This is a genomic window from Exiguobacterium oxidotolerans JCM 12280, from assembly GCF_000702625.1.
GTDB classification, from domain to species: Bacteria; Bacillota; Bacilli; order Exiguobacteriales; family Exiguobacteriaceae; genus Exiguobacterium_A; species Exiguobacterium_A oxidotolerans.
The window spans coordinates 2,567,439-2,586,844 of record NZ_JNIS01000001.1 but is presented as its reverse complement, the minus strand read 5'-3'; the positions used below and the strand labels follow the sequence as shown (position 1 = coordinate 2,586,844).

The following is a 19,406-nucleotide window of genomic DNA, read 5'->3' as shown; positions in this document are numbered from 1 at the left end:
ATTCTAATAAATATAAATAATTTCTTTTATTACTTCGTCACTCGCACCTCTCACATCTCCCCCTCTTCGTTCTCACGGACGAGCTATCAGCTTTACTAGGCACTTTCTAGCAAAAATCATTTTGATTCACAGTAAAGACCACTCGATCTCACGGATCGAGTGGTTAATTTCAAGACGGTTTCATATAATTTGAGACGTACGAGATGAACTCCGAGTTTTTCGGACTCTTTTCTTGCTCAATCCGTCCTGTGAACAAGGTATGATCACTCATCCCTTCTTTCCAGGCCGATTTGATGGCATGGCGCATCGCCCGTTCCACACGGGAAGATGTCGTTTTATGGGTGCGGGCAATCGTCGGATATAACTCTTTTGTGATTAATCCGAGCAGCTCTTCACGTTCTAAAACGAGCCCAACCGCATCTTTTAGATAGGTGAATCCTTTAATATGCGGCGCAATCCCGACTTCTCGTAAAACGGTCGCTATTTTCGAATCCATCGTTTCCGGTTGAATCGTTGGATTATTGTTCGTCACAAGGCGAATTTTGTTGACTAACTGATTCATGCTGAACGGTTTCAGCAAGAAATAAGCAGCACCTAACGTCACTGCCTGTTGTGATACCTCATCTTTACCGAAGGCACTCAACATGATGACAGCCGGATTATTTTTTTGTTTCATCAATTCTTCGAGGACCCCTAATCCATCCAGGTGTGGCATGATGATGTCTAGCAACAACACGTCGGTCTCGACTTCTTTTAATTTCTCAAGACACTTCTCCCCATCATATGCGACACATACGACTTCCATATCCTCTTGAGTAGCGAGATGCTGGCGAATCAATTCGACCATCTCTCGGTTGTCATCTGCGATCCCGACTCTAATCAATCCTTACACCCCATTTTTAAGCGATTCCTTCATACTCATTGCTTGGTCCATCAATTCTTCCGCATGACGCAGCGTCAAGTCCGTCATATGTGTTCCGGAAATCATCCGTCCAAGCTCATTTCCACGGTCTGCTTCCGTCAAGGCATTGACCTGTGTCGTCGTCCGGTCCGTCTCTTCGACTTTACGAATGTAAAGATGCTGATCCGCCATCGAGGCGACTTGCGGCAAGTGTGTAATACAGAGCACTTGTCCTTCAATCGATAGACGATAGATTTTCTCCGCCATTGCTTGCGCGACCCGTCCCGATACCCCCGTATCGACTTCATCAAAAATAATCGATGCGACGCCGAGCGAACGCGAGAAGATTGACTTGAGTCCGAGCATGATCCGAGACAACTCCCCTCCGGAAGCGACTTTTCCGAGTGATTTAAATGGTTCACCCGCATTGGTCATGATATAAAATTCGATTTGATCGATTCCATTTTTTCGTAAGGTCGGCGTTTTTCCATCTTGCATGAACCGAATTTCGAACCGCGCTTTTTCCATATAGAGTTCACGCAGTTCTAAATGAATCGCCTCGCCAAGCAACTGTGCCGCTTTTCGGCGTGCCTTCGATAGCTTATTGCCAATCTCAAACAGCTCACTTTCAAGCAACTCGACTTCCGCCTTTAGCTTTTCAATGCGTTCATCACGATTGGTCATCGTATCAAGCTCGATTCCGATTTTTTCACCATAGGCGATGACTTCCTCGATTGTCGCACCATATTTCCGCTTCAGCTGTTGGAAAACAGATAAGCGCTGTTCAATTTCGTCTAACCGGTTCGAATCGAACTCTAATGTCTCAAGTTGATCACGAATCGCGTACCCGACTTCTTCAAGACCGTAGAAAGCGCTCGCGATGGCATCACTTTGATTCGCGAACTGATCATCGATGCTCGATGCTTGTTGCAGCTCCCGCATCGCATCCCCAACTGAATCAATCCCGCGCATTTCATCATGAAGCGCATCGTAGGCGGCTTTTAACGAATCGTGCAACTTTTCGAAGTTCGCGAGTCGGTTCCGTTCACTCAACAGTTCATCTTCTTCTCCTTGACGGAGGTTCGCACTCGTGATTTCTTCTGTCTGAAATGATAATAAATCAATCCGTTGTGCAAGTTCCTGCTCACTCTGTGCCAGTGATTGTAATGCCATCCGTTTTTCCTCGTACAGCCCGAACTTTTTTTGATACTCGTGCAGGCGCGAGGAAATCGTCTCATGACCAAAATCATCAAGAATCGATTGGTGGTACGTATTTTCCATCAAGTGTTGGTGTTCATGTTGACCATGAAGATCCACGAGCACACGACCGAACTCACGTAAAATCGTCAACGTGACGAGCTTATTATTGACACGACAAACACTTTTACCGGAAGCAAATAAGTCTCGGCGTAAAATGATGGATCCATCTTCGACGTCGATGCCATATTCTTCAGCTAATGTGTAGACCATATGCCCGTCCTCAATCATGAACAGTCCTTCGAGTTCCGCCTTATCTTCGCCGTAACGAACAAATTCAGCAGAACCCCGTCCGCCAATCAATAAACCGATTGCATCGAGGACGATGGATTTACCAGCACCTGTTTCTCCAGTCAAGACAGTCATTCCTTTTTTGAAATGGATCTGCAGCTGGTCAATGATCGCGAATTGTTTGATCGATAATTCAGCTAACATCTTGTCAACTCCTTAAAGCATCTCTAAAATTCGTTCCGTCACTTCTTTTGCTGTATCTTCACTTCGAGCGATCATTAAAATCGTATCATCGCCACAAACCGTCCCGAGCAGTTCCGACCAGCCTAAGTGATCGAGTAGGACACCGATTGCATTGGCGTTACCCGGTAAGACATGCATGACAATCAAATTTTGAGCAAAATCAATCGAAATAAAGCTATCACCTAGTAAACGGCGTAATTTTCCTAATGGATTAAAACGCTGATCGGCAGGCAAACTATACTTATAACGGCCATCGTTTAACGGCACCTTTACGAGATGCAGCTCCTTAATGTCTCGTGATACAGTCGCTTGCGTCACTTTGTATCCAGCATTCCGAAGTTCTTCAACCAATTCATCTTGAGTCTCGATTTCAGATTGCGTAATGATTTCCCGAATCTTAATCAACCGTTGCCCCTTTGTCATCCTTGCACCTCGCTATATTTTTCGCTGTTACTATTGTAATCCAATAAATCATGAAAAGTCCACGTTTGCCATTTTTCGTATGGGTCGAAAAAAGAAGCAGACTCCAACATGACGAAGTCTGCTTCCATGATAGTTTTCTTTTTTACAACGCTTGATGTGCCAGACGAACCGTATCCGCTGGGTCAACGATTGTTTCCATGCCAGGTGTCGTCAGTTGTGCATGTAAGAGAAACTCGATATTTCCTTCACCACCTGTAATCGGTGAAAAATCAAGTTGCTTCACATGGAACCCTTCACGAATGAAGAATTCGACCATCTCCTCAAGAACTCGTCCGTGAACACGTTCATCCCGAACGATTCCTTTTTTCCCGACATCGTCCCGTCCCGCTTCGAACTGTGGTTTAACGAGGGCAATGACGTCGCCGCCCTCAGCTAAAATCGTTTTCAGTGGTGGAATGATGAGACGAAGTGAAATAAAGGAGACATCGATTGTCGCGAAACTCGGTTGAACAGGGAACATGTCTCGTGTCGCATGACGGAAATTTGTTTTCTCCATCGCCGTCACACGAGAATCTGACCGGAGTTTCCAATCAAGTTGATTTGATCCGACATCGAGAGCGTACATGTGTGCCGCGCCATTTTGGAGGGCACAGTCCGTAAAACCACCTGTCGACGAACCGATATCGAGCCCTGTCCGGTCCGTCACGTCGATGTCAAAGACTTCAAGTGCCTTCTCCATCTTAAAACCACCGCGCCCAACGTATGGCATCACTTGTCCTTTAACGGTCAAGTCGATGTCGGACTTCACTTTTTCTCCTGCCTTCTCTAATCGTTCCGTTCCACTGAAGACAAGCCCAGCCATAATCGTTCGCTTCGCCTTTTCACGTGTTTCACATAAACCACGCTCGACGAGTAACACGTCGAGGCGGATTTTTTTAACATTTTCCATTAATCGTTACACACTCTGTTTCTTTCCTTGATTGACAAAAGCACGTACTTCTTCCGCGATTTGTCCAGGCAATAATCCGATTTCTTCAAGTAGCTCGTTGACGCCACCGTGCTCGATATACCAATCTGGGATACCGAATCGTTTGACGCGCGGGAACGCTTCCTGCTCATTCGCATGTTCAAGAACTGCAGAACCGAAGCCACCTTTTAAGACTGCTTCCTCCAGCGTGACGAGAGGAATACCTTCCGCATAGAGTGCATCCAACATCTTCCCGTCGAGTGGCTTGATTGTCCGCGCATTGATGACACGAACAGACAGTTCTCCCTCGAGCAGATCTGCGATTTTCAACGCATCTTGGACTTGTGGACCGAATGCCATGATTGCAACATCCGTTCCTTCACGTTCGACTTCCCACGTATCGAGCGAGATTTCATGTAACGTCTCATCCATCGTTACACCGATTCCTTCCCCTCTTGGGAAACGGACGGCGATTGGTCCTTCATACTTCACAGCCGAATAAAGTAAATGTTGCAGTTCGTTCTCGTCTTTCGCCATGACGATCCGGATATTCGGAACGTGGCGCATGAACGCGATATCGAAGACACCTTGGTGTGTTTCTCCATCTGCTCCGACAAGACCTGACCGGTCAATCGTAAACGTCACGTCAAGATTTTGACGCGCGACATCATGGACGAGTTGATCGTAAGCTCGCTGGAAGAAGGTCGAATAAATGGAAACGACCGGTTTCATCCCTTGCGTCGCTTGACCCGCTGCGAACGTGACGGCATGTTGTTCCGCAATCCCGACATCAAACATTCGGTTTGGGAACTCCTTCTCAAAGCAATCGAGTTTTGACCCGACGCTCATTGCCGGTGTAATCAATGTTAATTTTTCATCATCTCGTGCCATCTTCGTTAATGTATTCGCGACCGTGAATGAATAACTCGGCGCTTTCGATTTACCTTTGATGACTTCACCAGACTCCATCTTGTATGGTCCGAGACCGTGCCAGGTTCCAACTCCATCATATTCAGCTGGACGATACCCTTTTCCTTTTTTCGTGATGACATGAAGCAGGACCGGTCCTTGCTCTTTTTTGACGTAATTCAACTGTTCAATCAAATCCGTCAAGTCATGTCCATCGACTGGACCGTAATAGTTAAAACCGAGTTCTTCAAAGAACATTCCTGGAACAAGTGCTCCTTTGACGGCTTCTTTTAGTTTTTCACTACCTTTTTCAAGACTTCCACCGATCAGCGGGATTTTCTTGATTAATGTCTCAAGTTCATCTTGCGCATAACGGACTTTACGTGAAGAACGAATACGACCTAACATCTGATGCATCGCACCGACGTTCGGTGCAATCGACATCTCGTTATCATTAAGGATGACGATGACATTTTGTTGTTCTGCACCGATGTGGTTTAAAGCTTCAAGTGCCATGCCACCAGTCAATGCACCATCTCCGATGATTGCAATCGCCCGGTCGTCATTTCCTTTTAACTCGTTTGAGACGGCAATACCCATCGCCGCCGACAACGAGGTCGAACTATGCCCAGTTTCCCAGACGTCATGAATGCTTTCATTTCGTTTCGGGAATCCACATAATCCTTTGTGTTTGCGTAACGTATCAAACTGTCCCGCACGTCCCGTCAAGATTTTATGCACGTATGCCTGGTGACCGACATCCCAAACAAATTTATCGTTCGGACTATCAAATTCTCGGTGAAGTGCCAATGTCAATTCGACGACACCTAGATTCGGTGCTAAGTGACCACCCGTCGTAGCCAGTTCTTCAATCAAAAAGCGTCGGATGTCGCCTGCGAACACATCGAGTTCTGAGACTGACATACGCTTTAAAAATGACGGATCCTGTATTTCTGTCAACTTCATACCTTACCGCCTCTTTTCCTTACATTCTTATATCGTTTGTACCCTACATTGTACTAGAACAATCTAATGAACGCCACATAACTGGCACATAAAAAAGACGACGCCAGGCGTCGTCGATCTCAATGGTCACGCTTGACGACGAAGTCGAGCAAGTCCTTAAGTGTCGTCGCTTCGACCGATAACGCATCAATCGCTTCCTCAGCAGCTTGTACTTGTGCCGCAAGAGCCGTCTTCGCACCCTCTAGACCAAGTAGTTTCGGATAGGTCGCTTTGTCGTTTCCTTCGTCACTCCCGACCGGCTTACCAATCTTTTCAGCATCTCCCGTTACATCTAAAATATCATCTTGAATTTGGAAGGCGATTCCAAGATGACGTCCGTAACGTTGTAAGTGGACTACATCATCTTCATTTGCTCCAGCAAGAATTCCTCCTGCCTCAACAGCAAACACGAGTAATGCCCCCGTCTTGCGCCGGTGAATCGATTCAAGTGCCTCGACGTCATCAATGCCACCACGCTCACCGAGCATATCGTCAAGCTGTCCACCGACCATCCCGGCCGCTCCAGCTGCCATGGCGAGACGCTCGAGCAACTGAACCTTGATGTCTGCCGACGCGTCCGTCTCGAGTAAACAGGTAAAGGCATTCGTCAACAACGCATCGCCTGCTAAAATCGCTGTTGCTTCGTCAAACTCGATATGGTTCGTCTTCCGCCCACGACGCATGTCATCATCGTCCATTGCTGGTAAATCGTCATGGATTAAAGAATATGTATGAATCATCTCAAGCGCTGCTGCCGTCGCGTCCCCTGTTGTCCGCGAGACACCGTATGCATCAAGGACAGCATAAATCAACGCCGGGCGGACACGCTTCCCTCCAGCATCGAGTGAATAGCGCATCGAAGCACGTAATTGTTCCGGTGCATCGAGTCGGGTCATAAATGATTCGAGCGCACGCTCGACTTGAGCTTTCCATTCCATCAAGGCAATCATTGTGCTCCCCCTTTTTCACGTAACGTTCCATCTTGTTCCAAGATTAAATCGAGTTTCTTTTCAGCTGTCGATAGTTTCCCCTGGCAAAGAGCAGTCAGTTTTACACCTTCCTCATACAAGGTCATCGCTTGCTCAAGCGGGGCTTCCCCTTCTTCAAGCAATTCGACGATTTCTTCTAAGCGTTCTAACGCTGCTTCAAATGATTGTTCCGTGTCCATCTCACTCATCCTCTCGTTTCGCTAGAATACTTCCGTCATGAAACTGAATCCGGAAGGTGTCATCCGTCACTTGTTTTTCTGATCGAACGACCTCTCCGTTTTGTTCGACATACGTATAACCACGTAATAAGACACGGGTCGGACTAACCGAGTCAAGGCGTGCCACCATTTGGTGCAATCGCTCCTGCTTCATCTTCATGTACGGGCGAATCCGTTCCAACTGTTTACGCATCCGCTCAACTTCACGCGACTGCTCTTCAAGACGCTCCCGAACCGGAATCCGTGCTAAACGGTTCGATAGGTTCAACACGTCTTGTTGTTTCGTTAAAATGAGTTTTTTTCCGATTCGATTCAAGTTCATATCGGCCCGGTCAAGGCGCTCCTGCTTTAATCCAAGCAAAACACGGGGAGACTTTAATCCATAACTCATCGCAAGCCGGGTCACTTGTTCCCGTCGGCTCTTGACGAAATAGTCATAGTTTCGTATCAAACGTCGACTCAGTTCACCGACTCGTTTTTCCAGTTCGGCCGCCTCTGGTGTTACGAGTTCGGCTGCAGCAGTCGGTGTCGCTGCCCGGACATCCGCGACGAAGTCACTAATCGTAAAGTCCGTTTCATGACCGACTGCAGAAACAATCGGAATCGTCGACTCATGGATCGCCGTAACGACGTTCATTTCATTGAACGCCCACAGTTCTTCGATTGAGCCGCCACCGCGACCAATGATTAAGACGTCACACGCCTGACGCGCATTCATCTGTTCGATGGCACGAGCAATTTGCGGTGCCGCCTCTTTCCCTTGAACGAGCACTGGGGCGAAGACGATTGCCGCTTGCGGATACCGCCTCCGTAGTGTCGTCGCGATATCGTGAAGTGCCGCACCTTTTGGTGATGTGATGATTCCGACACGTTGCGGAAACGCTGGGAGCACTTTTTTTAACGCTGGATCGAACCAGCCACGTTCTTCGAGTTGTTCTTTCAAACGGACGAAAGCTTCATACAGGGCGCCGACGCCATCTTCCGTCATCCGCTCGACGTAGAGTTGCATCTCGCCGGAAGCGAGATACACGGATAACCGCGCCGTCATGACGACACGCATCCCGTCTTTGATCGGTGATTTCAGGCGACTTGCGTCACGTGCGAACATGACCGCCTTCATCCGTGACTGGTCGTCCTTCAACGTAAAATAAAGGTGACCGGAAGAGTGTCGTTTAAAGTTCGACACTTCTCCCACCACCTGCACTTGCTGTAACAGCGAATCACTTTCAAGTTCACGTTTCACATACCCAACGAGCTCGGAAACTTGAAGTGGGTCATTCATCGTGCTGCCTCGATTGTATTATGGAGCAACATCGTGATCGTCATCGGACCGACACCGCCAGGAACGGGTGTGATCATCGAGGCGACCTCTTTGACCGAATCAAATTCGACGTCCCCGACAAGTTTACCGTCGACACGGTTGACACCGACATCGATGACGACAGCATCCGGCTTGACCATATCTGCCGTAATCAATTTTGGAACACCAACAGCGACAATTAAGATATCCGCTTGACGCGTCATCTCAGAGAGGTTTGCCGTTTTCGAGTGGCAGTAGCTGACCGTTGCGGATTCATTCAAAAATAACATCCCGACTGGTTTGCCGACGATTTGACTCCGACCGACGACGACGACGTGACTGCCTTGGATCGGAACATTCATTTCTTTGACGAGGTGCAGAATTCCATTTGGGGTACATGGTAAGAACGTTGATTCACCAATCATCATTTTCCCGACTGAGACCGGATGGAACCCATCGACGTCTTTGTCCGGTGAAATAGCGAAGATGACTTTACTCTCGTCGATTTGTTCCGGCAGCGGCAGTTGAACGAGAATTCCGTGGACACTCGCATCTGCGTTTAGTCGTTCAATCAACTGGAGTAACTCCGATTCTGATGTCTCTGCCGGTAAACGAATCAAATCCGACTCCATGCCAATTTCTTGTGCCGCTTTTTCTTTCCCGCGGACATACGATTGGCTTGCTGGGTCTTCACCGATTAATACAACGGTCAATTTCGGTTGAATACGTTGTTCTTTCAGACGTGCGACTTCTTCTTTCAGCTTCAAACGATACGATTTTGCGATTTCTTTCCCATCGATTACTACTGCCATGATTTGTCCACTCCCCCAAAAAATTCGTTTCACTCTGCACCTTGAAAAAGGTTATCTTTATCTACTTATGAATTTTCTTTGACTGCTTGTTGTGCGACCTTACCAAGCACACCATTGACGATTTTCGTTGCTTCTTCGTCTGCGAACGCTTTTGTTAATTCGATTGCTTCATTGATTGTAACGCGGATTGGAATTTTCGGTTCGAACATTAATTCATAGACGGCAAGACGAAGAATCGTCCGTTCGATGTTACCAAGACGCTCAAATGACCAGTTGACGAGCGCTGCCCGTAAATGTTGATCGATTTCTTCTTTGTTCGCCTCTACACCAACTACTAATTGCTCTACAAATGTATCATATTCTTTGCCTTCTACTGCGAATTCAATGGCCTCTTGTGCAGACAAGTCAGAAAGTTCCATCTGGAACAAAGATTGTACTGCGAGTTCGCGTGCCATGTGTCGTTTCATCATGATTTCACGTGCTCCTTTTTTTGTCGTTCTCAATCAATTAGTTTAGCACATTCCCCTTTTAAAAAACATAGTGAACGCCAAAAAGACGGGAGCAAAATCCATCGACTCCCGTCATCGTTCATTTTACGATTGCTGCTTTTAACTCACGTTCCGCAAACTTCGTCGTGAAGGTTCCCCGGCGGAATACAGGATGCTGCAAGACCTTCTGATGGAACGGAATCGTCGTTTTGACACCCTCGATCCAAAATTCAGCCAAAGCACGCTCCATTTTCGCACAAGCTTCCTCGCGCGTCTCTGCATGGACAATCAATTTCGCAACCATCGAGTCATAGTACGGAGGAATCATATAGCCTGGATAAACGGCACTATCGATTCGGACACCCATACCACCTGGCGCGACGTATTGTGTGACGCGACCCGCATGTGGTCGGAAATCGTGATCTGGATCTTCTGCGTTAATCCGGCACTCGATTGAATGACCACGGAACTCGATGTCCTTTTGTTGAACTGCTAACGGGTGGTCGAGCGCGACTTGGAGTTGTGCTTGAACAAGGTCAAATCCTGTAATCATTTCTGTCACCGGATGCTCGACTTGAATCCGAGTGTTCATTTCCATAAAGAAAAATTCTTCTGTTTCTTCGACAAAAATGAATTCGATTGTTCCGGCACCCGTATAGTTGATGGCTTTTGCCGCCTTGACAGCTGCTTCTCCCATTTTCAACCGTGTCGCCGCGCTGACGGCTGGCGAAGGAGCTTCTTCAATCAACTTCTGCATCCGCCGTTGCACCGTACAATCGCGTTCTCCGAGGTGGATGACGTTCCCATGTCGATCGGCAAGCACTTGAACTTCGACGTGACGGAATTCTTCTATGAAACGCTCTAAATAAACATCGCTGTTGCCAAATGCTTGTTTTGCCTCACGACGTGTTTCTTCCAGTCCATCAATCAGTTCTTGTTTTGTCCGGGCAACACGAATCCCGCGCCCTCCGCCACCTGCCGTCGCTTTAATGATGACTGGATAACCGATTTCTTCAGCGAGACCAATTGCTTCTTGATCCGTCACCGTTCCGTCAGAGCCCGGCACGACCGGGACACCACATTCAATCATCGTTTTTTTCGCGACATCTTTAATGCCCATCTGGCGAATCGCTTGCGACGTCGGACCGACGAATTGAATACCACATGCTTCACACATCTCCGCGAAGTCAACGTTTTCAGCCAGGAATCCGTATCCTGGGTGAATCATCGTGACGTTTCGATTTGTCGCAACGGCGAGAATATTCGTCACATTCAAATAAGAAGACGTCGAACTGACATCGCCGATGCAATATGCTTCGTCTGCCATTCGGACATGAAGTGCTTCTCGATCCGCTGTCGAATAGACAGCAACCGTCTGGATCCCAAGTTCCTTAGCCGCACGAATAATCCGAACGGCGATTTCTCCACGGTTCGCGATTAGTAGTTTTTCCATTCCCATCACCCCGCTCAAGGACGAATCCGGAAGAGTGGCTGACCAAATTCAACAAGGTCTCCATCTGCGACGAGAATTTCGACGACAGTTCCGGCAATTTCCGAATTTAAGTTATTGAATAGTTTCATCGCTTCTAAAATGCAGACGACTTGACCCACTTCGATTTGATCGCCGACTTTGACGAAAGCAGGTTTCTCAGGATTTGCACGTGAATAAAACGTACCGACCATTAGCGCGTTAATTGTGACCGTATCATCTTTCTCTTCCATGACTTCAGGTACAACGACCGGCTTTTGTGCCGTTTCCACTACTTTTTGCTGGACAGGCGCTGCCGCGACCGCGTCGTGCTGAGATACTACGACACCGTCCCCTTGTTTTTTAAGCTTTAATTTATACGTGTCTGTTTCTAGAGAAAGTTCATTTACGTTTGATTGATCAAGCATTTCTAACACTTGTTTCAACTGATCGATTTTCATCTTCTTTCCATCCCCCATCTAAACATTCATTCATAATATTATACCAGGTGCTAATGCCTACTCAAATATTAAGTTTAACTGGTCATACCAGAGGATGCAAGTGCCGGCGAGTGAAAAAATACCCCTTGACTCGGAAACGAGTACGAAGGGGCATTGGCATATCTGTATTATCCGTTGTAGCGTCCTGTGAAATCACCTGTCCGCGTATCAACTGTTACTTTTTCTCCTGCTTCGATGAAAAGCGGCACATGGATGATGTGACCCGTTTCAACTGTCGCATTTTTCTTGACGTTAGAAACTGTATCGCCTTTGACGCCTGGCTCTGCTTCAACAATCGTCATGACGATCGTGTTCGGAAGTTCGAGTCCGAGGATTTCGCCGTTGTAGACTGCGATTTGAACTTCCATGTTCTCAAGGAGATATGGAAGTGCTGCTTCGACTTGTGCTGTCGTCAATTCAAGCTGCTCATACGACTCCGTGTCCATGAAGACATACGTTTCACCCATTGGGTAGAGGTATTGCATCTTGTTACGCTCGATGTGGGCACGTTCGACGCGCTCGCCACCACGGAATGTCATCTCTTGGATGTTTCCGTTACGGATGTTACGCATTTTTGTCCGCACGAATGCTGCACCTTTACCAGGTTTTACGTGTTGGAACTCAAGGACTTGCCAAATCATTCCGTCTGAAGTTTTAATCGTCAAGCCTGTTTTTAAATCGTTTACTGATACCATGCTGGTTCCTCCTAAATGTTCATCTTACTTAGAGTGTAATGAGTTCTTTCGATGAAGACGAAAGAATTTCGCGCCCTGATTCGGTAATCAAGACATCATCCTCAATTCGGCATCCACCAACTTGTGGCACATAGATTCCTGGTTCGACTGTCACGATCATCCCTGGTTCGAGCTTCGTTTCCGAACGGAACGAAAGTCCCGGTCCTTCATGCACCTCAAGACCAATGCCGTGCCCAGTCGAGTGACCGAAGTATTCGCCATAACCAGCTTCTTTGATGATGTCACGTGTCAACGCGTCTGCTTCGATTCCAGTAATCCCTGGACGAAGTCCGTCTACGCCTGCAAGTTGTGCTTGCAAGACCGTATCGTAGATTTTTTGTAACTCGGAATTAATTGGACCGACCGCAATCGTTCGCGTAATGTCAGAGACGTAACCATTCAACAATGCACCAAAGTCGAGTGTTACGAGCTCACCCGTTTCAATCACTTTTTGACTCGCGACACCGTGCGGTAACGCTGAGCGGTAACCAGATGCGACAATCGTATCGAATGAAGACGACGTCGCTCCATGCTTACGCATGAAGAATTCGAGTTCGTTCGACACTTCGAGTTCTGTTTTCCCCGGCTGGATGTACGTCAAAATGTGTTCAAAGGTAGCGTCTGCTAGTTTTACCGCTTCCTTAACCATCTTAATCTCTGATGAATCCTTAATCAAGCGTAGGTTTTCGACGATTCCTGTCGTTGGAATCAGTTCGATTGCAGAAGCTTCATCATATGCTTCAAATAAACCAAGTGTCATCGTATCTTTTTCGACCCCAACCGCTCGCACGCGTGCGCCTGCGATGAGTTCACCCATCGTCGCTGGAATCGACCGATCGATTTGAACGATTTCCATTCCTTTGACTTGATCAGCAGCTTGCTCCGTATAGCGGAAATCCGTCACGAAATAAGCATGTTCTGCCGTAACGAGACACGCGCCACTTGAACCGGTGAATCCTGAAATGTAGCGAATATTTTCTGCCTTCGTCACGATAAGTCCTGGTAAGTCACGTTCTTTTAAAGCGGATTGTAATGCTTCAATACGATGTTGCATGTCTGTTTCCCCCTTTAAGTTATGTAGCGTCCGGATGAAGTAACGCTTCAGTAGCGAGTATATACCCCGTCATCCCAAGTCCACTGATGACACCACGACAGACCGGTGCGATGAGTGAGCGATGTCGAAACTCTTCTCGCGCATGAACATTCGATAGGTGCACTTCGATTGTCGGCACTTCAATCGCTGCGATCGCGTCACGTAAGGCGATACTCGTATGTGTGTATGCAGCTGCATTCAACACAATGCCATCATACCCCCGCGCTGCATGTAGAGTATCAATCAACATTCCTTCATGGTTCGATTGTTCAAACGTAAACTCAACTTCCGGAAAACGTTCCATCATCAACGTTTCTAAATCATTCAACGTCTTCGCACCGTATGTTTCCGGCTCACGCGTTCCAAGTAAATTCAGATTCGGTCCATTTAAAACCAATACGCGCACATCATCACCTCCATTCGTCCTTTTGATTGTATCATAAGACGTTTTCCGTCTCCTAAAGATTCACCCGTCATCAAGCAGTCCCCATAGTTTTTTTGAATAGAATCTAGTAAACTGACGATACACGATATTTTATTTGAGATAGGATGCGTTTAAATATGAAAACCGCAAAAGCTCCCGTCGGTGGACAAGCCATCGTCGAAGGCGTGATGTTCCAAAATGCGACACATGCTGTTTCTGCAATTCGTCGAAATGATGCGACGATTGAGACATTTGAACAGAAAAAGCCGATTCGTCCACGGATTGCGATTGGTAAACGAATCCCGCTTCTCCGCGGACTGTTCGCGCTTGTCGAATCATCTGCGAACGGAGCAAGCCACATGAACTTCGCAAGTGATCGTTACGGCGTTAATCCCGGAGAGGAAGAACCTGAAGAAGCGAATCAAGGACAATTGACAAAATGGCTCGGCGTCGCTTTACTTGGTGTTTTATCCTTCTTTTTCGGAAAGTTACTGTTTACGCTGTTGCCGGCATTCTTAGCCTCACTATTCAGTTCTTTCCCAGCATTATCTGGTCACTTCGTCCAAAACGTCATCGAGGCGTTGATTAAGCTAACCTTACTGTTTGGATATTTGTACTTGATTTCATTGACACCACTCGTCAAACGATTGTTTCAATACCACGGGGCGGAACATAAAGTCATCAATTGTGTCGAATCCGGTCATCCACTGACCGTCGAAAACGTCAGAAGAAGTAGCCGCCTCCATTATCGTTGCGGTTCAAGCTTCCTGATCTTCACAGTTATCGTCGGTTTCTTCGTTTATTTAATCGTCCCGACTGATCCATTATGGGTGCGACTCGCCTTCCGAATCGCTTTACTCCCCGTTGTCATCGGTCTATCTTTTGAAGTTCTCCAATTGACAAATAAAGCCCAAAATATTAAGGGATTACGCGTCATTGCCTTGCCAGGCCTATGGTTACAGTACTTGACGACAAAAGAACCAGACGATTCACAGATTGAGGTTGCGATTTATGCGTTTGAAGCACTCGAAAAACAGGAAGATAACATACATGAGAATGCACTGGGTTAATCGATAACAGGGGTGATAATATGATTAGACAACGGATCGGCTCTACATTCGCACTTATCGTGTTACTGTTTGCTTTCGTCGGCTTTGGATATAAGCTTATCAATGATCCTGGCGGTCTGTTTTCACAATTACTGTTCGTTGCAGTTGTGGCGGGAATCATTTTCTTGATCTTTAAGTTCATGACGCGTAATAGCGGCGCTGCAAGCGGCGGAAACGCACAATATCGAAAATCAGTTGCGCAATCGAAAAAATTGCACGGTAAACGAGATCAAGGACCGCGTCGAACAGATTTCAAGAAAAAACAAATCAAAACGGCGACTCGATCTTCGACTTCTAACAAAGTACGCCCACTTCGCGATCGGTCGAAAGGTCCTAATTTGACCGTCATCGAAGGTAAAAAAGGCAAAAAGAAAAAACGTGCTTTTTGATATTAAAAAGAGAGAGCTGTTAAAACGCAGCCCCCTTCTATCGTTCGACCGTCAGCGACTTGTGTCTGCTGACGGTTTTTTTATCTAAATTAGGCGAGAATACGCCCACTTCTAAACGATTCGGGTGAAACCCTAGTGAAAGTGGGAGATGAATCGTCCCCTTCTCTTTCGGGTATACTCCTTTGTAAGGAGGTGAACATCATGCCGACACACAAGGCCTACAAATTCAGAATACACCCGACAAAAGAGCAGGAAATCCTGATTGCGAAGACGATCGGTTGTTCGCGCTTCGTCTTCAACCACTTCTTAGCGAAGTGGGATGAGACGTATAAAGCGACAGGGAAAGGACTATCCTACGGGTCTTGTTCGAAAGAACTCCCGGTGTTGAAGCAGGCGTTCGACTGGTTGAAAGAAGTCGATAGCACGTCTGTGCAGACGAGCGTCAAACATCTTGCCGATGCCTTTGACCGCTTCTTCAAGAAGCAGAACGAACGGCCTCGCTTCAAGTCAAAGCGTAACCTCGTTCAATCGTACAAGACGAACATTCAAGGGAAATCTCAACTTCCCGAAGTCTCTATAATTGGCAACAAGTTAAAACTCCCGAAGTTGAAATGGGTCCGTTTCGCTAATTCGAGGCAGGTCGTCGGACGCATCTTGAACGCGACCATCCGGCGTAACGCTTCAGGAAAATACTTCGTCTCCCTGCTCGTCGAGCAGGAGAGCAACGAAATGCCGAAGACGGGCTCATCCGTCGGCGTCGATGTCGGGTTGAAGCACTTCGCCATCCTGTCGGACGGCACGGTGTACAAGAATGACTGTTACTTCCGTTCGCTTGAGAAAAAGCTGGCGCGCGAGCAACGCAAGCTTTCTCGTCGTCAACGGTTGGCCTTGGACAAGAAAGGAAAACTTTCCGAGGCGAAGAACTATCAGAAGCAGAAGCGGAAGGTCGCCCGCATCCACGAGAAGATCGCCAACAAGCGAACCGATTTCCTGCACAAGGTATCGACCGAGATCGTCAAAAACCACGACGTCATCGGCATCGAGACCTTGCAAGTGAAGAACATGCAGAAGAATCGCAAGTTAAGCAAGTCCATCTCCGAGGTCAGTTGGTCGGAGTTCTTCCGCATGCTCGGATACAAGGCGGAATGGTACGGAAAGACCATCGTGAAAGTCGGCAAGACCTTCGCTTCTAGTCAACTGTGCTCCAGTTGCGGGCATCAACACAAAGACGTGAAACATCTTGGCTTGCGTGAATGGACATGCCCGAGTTGCGGGATCCATCACGACCGGGATGTGAACGCAGGATTGAATCTTAAACAAGAAGCTGAACGCCTCTTAGCTTCTTCAACCGTCGGGACGACGGGGTTAGCCTGATCAGGTTTCGACCGTTAGGTCGGATCACTCAGGAATCCTCCACCTCTAAGCGAAGCGTAGGTGGAGGTAGTTCAATCTGTCTCGACCCAACCAATGTACGGCAAATTGCGATACTCTTCTGCACAATCGATGCCATAGCCGACGACGAAGTAATCTGGAATCTCAAATCCAACATAATCTGCCGTCAACTCGACTTCACGACGCGCAGGTTTATCAAGTAACGTACAAATCTTTAAGACACCCGGTTTATGCAACTTCATATGTTCACACAAAAAACTCAACGTATGTCCCGTATCAATAATGTCCTCGACAACGACAACATACTTCCCTTCGACATCCAGGTCTAAATCTTTTTTCAATTGAACGCGTCCAGAAGAGACCGTCTTCGCACCATACGATGAACAGGCAACGGTATCGATTTGAACACTTCCTTTAATTTGCCGCATCAAGTCCGCGGCAAAAACCATCGACCCTTTCAACACGACGACAAGGACAATTTGACGCCCGGCCGCATCCCGTTCAATCTCGATTGCGAGTTCACTCACTTTTTTAGCTAAATCAGTTTCTGAAACCAATTTTTCTTTGATGACGATTTCCATAGTATCCGGGTGAATTTCCACCCGTCACCCCCTTCGGTCATTTTCATCGTCAGTATAGCATAATCCGGTTAATTCACGTACTTTTTTATCGTTCTTTAACGAAACGTTCGTTTATAAGCCATTTAACGTAAAAAAACAAGCCCACTCAGTCTTCTGGGTGTGCTTGTTGATAATTATGAAGTTCTTCTTGTAAAGCCGGGCGTTCAGCGAAAAATTGAATCATCCCATTGATTTTATCAAGTGCTTCGATACTCAAGTGATGTTCAATTCCTTCGACATCTTTATAGATTAGTGACTCTTCTACACCGACAAGGCGCAAGAAATCTTCTAACAGCGCGTGCCGTTCGACAAGTCGTTTCCCAATCTTTCTACCTTTTGCAGTCAACATGAGGCCACGATACTTTTCGTAGACGAGGTACTCTTCACGGTCTAACTTTTGCACCATCTTCGTTACAGAAGAAGGGTGTACTCCTAACAGTTCTGCGATATCCGATACGCGGGCATACCCTTTTTCTTCGATCAAGATATAAATTTGCTCTAAATAATCTTCCATACTCGGAGTCGGCACGACATCACCTTCCAATCTTTCACTTTAACGTTTCCAGTTCCATTCATCACTACGATACTTCTCGGCTAACTGTTCAATTTCCTGCCATTGCCGCTCATTGAATTCAAGCGGAACGAATTCCAATTGAAGCGCATCCTCAAAACCGCGTGTAAACGCATCACGAACTTCCTCGAATGACACTTTCCGGCCCGCGAGTTCATTCAAGGCAACCGCTTTTCCTGCAAAGCGTGACTTCATCCGTTGACGCATCGTTTCATCTTCATAAAGGAAGCAATCAAACAATTCACCTTCATCAACCGATAAAGGCACTGATCCATGCTGAAGCACAACGCCTTGATGACGAACTTGAGCACTCCCCGCGACTTTCCGTTTTCCGACTGCCAATTCATAGTAAGAGGCTGCATCAAAACAAACGGCCGATTTCGGCTTTCGTAACTCTTCTTTTTCTTCTTCCGTCATCGGCACTGAAAATTCAACGGGAATACCGAGGTGATGATAGCCTTTTCGGATTCCTTCCGTCAACAGGCGATAACTTTCGATTACAGTTCGTGGTAGTCCTTCTGTCGCCTCTTGAATGACGACACTATATGTGAGTTCATCCGCATGTAAAACCGCTCGACCACCAGTCATCCGTCGAACGATCGGGATACCAAGTTCTTCAATTCGCTTTCGATCGATATCACGTGTTGCACGCTGAAAATGACCGACACTGAGTCCGCGTGGTTCCCATGAGTAAAAACGAAGCGTAGGCGCAATCTCTCCTCGCCCGACAAAAGCAATCAATGCTTCATCAATTGCCATGTTCATTGCCGGCTCTAGTGCTTCGGTCGTCAATACTTGCCATTTCTTTACCAAGCGAACACCCCCAAAACGTTTCCGTATAAGTGTATCAGACCCTTTCTATCCTGCGCAACGACGAGTCGATTGCCGAAATCGATTTCGTTTACTATAATGATAGAGATGTTATACGAACGAAGGGGTTGGAAGTTGAATATGGAAACAGGCACAATCATCACAATCGTCTTATGGGTGGCATTGATTGCTTATGTCGTCTGGCGTTTCATGCCAGTCAAAGGCATCACAAAACTCTCGCAAGAGGAATTCCGCGCGAACTACCGTAAGGCACAAATCGTCGACGTCCGGGAAACACAAGAATTTAAAGGCGGTCATATCGTTGGCGCGCGTAACATTCCGGTTAGCCAAATGAAGATGCGTTCGAAAGAGCTTCGTAAAGATATGCCAATCTACCTGTATTGCCAAGGCAGCATGCGTTCTTCGCAAGCAGCTAAAGTCTTGAAAAAAGCCGGCTACACGAACTTGTACCAGCTTAAAGGCGGTTTCAAACAGTGGACCGGAAAAGTCAAACGTAGCTAATTCACTATTCCGTCGAAAAACCCTTCCTACG

22 protein-coding genes are annotated in these 19,406 nt (G+C 47.0%); 4 read left to right on the top strand and 18 right to left on the bottom strand.

Annotated features, from left to right (window positions below; translation table 11 throughout):
* Positions 1 to 169 precede the first annotated feature (169 nt).
* From spo0A to aroQ, 15 genes are all read right to left on the bottom strand, one after another.
* The gene (spo0A, locus tag P403_RS0113215) at positions 170 to 883 is read right to left on the bottom strand and encodes a sporulation transcription factor Spo0A (RefSeq protein WP_029333077.1); all 714 of its coding nucleotides are present in this window, start codon (positions 881 to 883) and stop codon (positions 170 to 172) included.
* A 3-nt stretch (positions 884 to 886) separates the two neighbouring features.
* Positions 887 to 2,593 (bottom strand): DNA repair protein RecN, encoded by a 1,707-nt coding sequence (recN, locus tag P403_RS0113210; RefSeq protein ID WP_029333076.1) that lies wholly within the window; start codon positions 2,591 to 2,593, stop codon positions 887 to 889.
* A 12-nt stretch (positions 2,594 to 2,605) separates the two neighbouring features.
* Positions 2,606 to 3,055, bottom strand: a complete 450-nt coding sequence (gene ahrC / locus P403_RS0113205) for a transcriptional regulator AhrC/ArgR (RefSeq protein WP_029333075.1) — start codon at positions 3,053 to 3,055, stop codon at positions 2,606 to 2,608.
* A 142-nt stretch (positions 3,056 to 3,197) separates the two neighbouring features.
* Complete coding sequence (locus P403_RS0113195) at positions 3,198 to 4,004, bottom strand: TlyA family RNA methyltransferase (RefSeq protein WP_029333074.1); 807 nt, start codon at positions 4,002 to 4,004, stop codon at positions 3,198 to 3,200.
* 6 nt (positions 4,005 to 4,010) lie between these two features.
* The gene (dxs, locus tag P403_RS0113190) at positions 4,011 to 5,897 is read right to left on the bottom strand and encodes a 1-deoxy-D-xylulose-5-phosphate synthase (RefSeq protein ID WP_029333073.1); all 1,887 of its coding nucleotides are present in this window, start codon (positions 5,895 to 5,897) and stop codon (positions 4,011 to 4,013) included.
* A gap of 119 nt (positions 5,898 to 6,016) precedes the next feature.
* Positions 6,017 to 6,886: a polyprenyl synthetase family protein gene (locus P403_RS0113185; protein WP_029333072.1), complete on the bottom strand. Its 870-nt coding sequence runs from the start codon at positions 6,884 to 6,886 to the stop codon at positions 6,017 to 6,019.
* Positions 6,883 to 7,104, bottom strand: a complete 222-nt coding sequence (locus P403_RS0113180) for an exodeoxyribonuclease VII small subunit (RefSeq protein WP_029333071.1) — start codon at positions 7,102 to 7,104, stop codon at positions 6,883 to 6,885. The genes P403_RS0113185 and P403_RS0113180 overlap by 4 nt, the downstream gene beginning before the upstream one ends.
* Before the next feature lies 1 nt (position 7,105).
* Positions 7,106 to 8,425, bottom strand: coding sequence for an exodeoxyribonuclease VII large subunit (xseA, locus tag P403_RS0113175; RefSeq protein WP_029333070.1), 1,320 nt, complete (start codon positions 8,423 to 8,425; stop codon positions 7,106 to 7,108).
* Positions 8,422 to 9,255, bottom strand: coding sequence for a bifunctional methylenetetrahydrofolate dehydrogenase/methenyltetrahydrofolate cyclohydrolase FolD (gene folD, locus P403_RS0113170; RefSeq protein WP_084157673.1), 834 nt, complete (start codon positions 9,253 to 9,255; stop codon positions 8,422 to 8,424). Before folD ends, xseA begins: the two co-directional genes overlap by 4 nt.
* 65 nt (positions 9,256 to 9,320) lie before the next feature.
* Complete coding sequence (gene nusB / locus P403_RS0113165; RefSeq protein ID WP_029333068.1) at positions 9,321 to 9,722, bottom strand: transcription antitermination factor NusB; 402 nt, start codon at positions 9,720 to 9,722, stop codon at positions 9,321 to 9,323.
* Between the two features lie 121 nt (positions 9,723 to 9,843).
* A complete protein-coding gene (gene accC / locus P403_RS0113160; protein WP_235195217.1) occupies positions 9,844 to 11,196 on the bottom strand; it encodes an acetyl-CoA carboxylase biotin carboxylase subunit in 1,353 nt (450 codons plus the stop codon).
* Positions 11,197 to 11,210: 14 nt separating this feature from the next.
* Entirely contained in the window at positions 11,211 to 11,672 is a 462-nt protein-coding gene (gene accB, locus P403_RS0113155) for an acetyl-CoA carboxylase biotin carboxyl carrier protein (RefSeq protein WP_029333066.1), read from the bottom strand.
* 167 nt (positions 11,673 to 11,839) lie between these two features.
* Positions 11,840 to 12,406, bottom strand: a complete 567-nt coding sequence (efp, locus tag P403_RS0113150) for an elongation factor P (RefSeq protein ID WP_029333065.1) — start codon at positions 12,404 to 12,406, stop codon at positions 11,840 to 11,842.
* A gap of 28 nt (positions 12,407 to 12,434) precedes the next feature.
* Positions 12,435 to 13,499, bottom strand: a complete 1,065-nt coding sequence (locus P403_RS0113145; protein ID WP_029333064.1) for a M24 family metallopeptidase — start codon at positions 13,497 to 13,499, stop codon at positions 12,435 to 12,437.
* Positions 13,500 to 13,518: 19 nt separating this feature from the next.
* A complete protein-coding gene (gene aroQ, locus P403_RS0113140; RefSeq protein WP_029333063.1) occupies positions 13,519 to 13,944 on the bottom strand; it encodes a type II 3-dehydroquinate dehydratase in 426 nt (141 codons plus the stop codon).
* A gap of 155 nt (positions 13,945 to 14,099) precedes the next feature.
* Here aroQ and P403_RS0113135 point away from each other — a divergent pair, with 155 nt between their 5' ends.
* The 3 genes from P403_RS0113135 (at position 14,100) to tnpB (ending at position 16,834) form a co-directional block, all read left to right on the top strand.
* On the top strand, positions 14,100 to 15,032 hold the full coding sequence (locus P403_RS0113135; protein WP_029333062.1) for a DUF1385 domain-containing protein: 933 nt from the start codon (positions 14,100 to 14,102) through the stop codon (positions 15,030 to 15,032).
* A gap of 20 nt (positions 15,033 to 15,052) precedes the next feature.
* Positions 15,053 to 15,460 carry an SA1362 family protein gene (locus P403_RS0113130; RefSeq protein WP_029333061.1) on the top strand — a complete coding sequence of 136 codons (408 nt, stop codon included), beginning with the start codon at positions 15,053 to 15,055 and terminating at the stop codon, positions 15,458 to 15,460.
* 201 nt (positions 15,461 to 15,661) lie between these two features.
* The gene (tnpB, locus tag P403_RS0113125; protein WP_029332645.1) at positions 15,662 to 16,834 is read left to right on the top strand and encodes an IS200/IS605 family element RNA-guided endonuclease TnpB; all 1,173 of its coding nucleotides are present in this window, start codon (positions 15,662 to 15,664) and stop codon (positions 16,832 to 16,834) included.
* 71 nt (positions 16,835 to 16,905) lie between these two features.
* On the opposite strand, the gene hpt is transcribed toward tnpB, so the two are convergent.
* The 3 genes from hpt to P403_RS0113110 form a co-directional block, all read right to left on the bottom strand.
* On the bottom strand, positions 16,906 to 17,433 hold the full coding sequence (gene hpt, locus P403_RS0113120) for a hypoxanthine phosphoribosyltransferase (protein WP_029333060.1): 528 nt from the start codon (positions 17,431 to 17,433) through the stop codon (positions 16,906 to 16,908).
* 145 nt (positions 17,434 to 17,578) lie between these two features.
* The gene (gene mntR, locus P403_RS0113115) at positions 17,579 to 18,001 is read right to left on the bottom strand and encodes a transcriptional regulator MntR (RefSeq protein WP_029333059.1); all 423 of its coding nucleotides are present in this window, start codon (positions 17,999 to 18,001) and stop codon (positions 17,579 to 17,581) included.
* Between the two features lie 24 nt (positions 18,002 to 18,025).
* On the bottom strand, positions 18,026 to 18,856 hold the full coding sequence (locus P403_RS0113110; protein ID WP_029333058.1) for a lipoate--protein ligase family protein: 831 nt from the start codon (positions 18,854 to 18,856) through the stop codon (positions 18,026 to 18,028).
* Between the two features lie 138 nt (positions 18,857 to 18,994).
* Between P403_RS0113110 and P403_RS0113105 the strand changes: the two genes are divergently transcribed.
* Positions 18,995 to 19,375 (top strand): rhodanese-like domain-containing protein, encoded by a 381-nt coding sequence (locus P403_RS0113105; RefSeq protein WP_029333057.1) that lies wholly within the window; start codon positions 18,995 to 18,997, stop codon positions 19,373 to 19,375.
* The last annotated feature ends 31 nt before the right edge of the window (positions 19,376 to 19,406 follow it).